Annotated in this window: 1 pseudogene; it reads left to right on the top strand. The window is 77.0% G+C overall.

What is annotated here, in order from left to right:
* Nucleotides 1–243, top strand: a pseudogene (locus ACHAAJ_RS15640) (hypothetical protein); the annotation flags it as partial.

Raw genomic sequence — 243 nt, 5'->3', positions numbered from 1 at the left:
CGCCCCCGCCACGGCCCCCGCCACGGCCCCTGCCACGGCGCCTGAAACGACCCCGGACGCCGAAACCGGAGACGGATCGGTCCCGGCAAACGAAACAACCACCACGGACACCACGGCCACCGAGACCGGCGATCCGGACGCCGCGGCCGCAGGCGCCCACCCGGCGGACGGCGCCAAACCCGGCGCGGGACCCGGTGCGGGACCCGGCGGGGTTCCCGGTGGCGGTCCCGAGGTGTGCGAACT

It is taken from the genome of Arthrobacter arnarulunnguaqae (assembly GCF_051262515.1).
In the GTDB taxonomy this organism is placed as follows: Bacteria; Actinomycetota; Actinomycetes; order Actinomycetales; family Micrococcaceae; genus Arthrobacter_N.
Note: the sequence above shows the minus strand (reverse complement) of the source record. Positions and strands in the feature narration are given on the sequence as shown.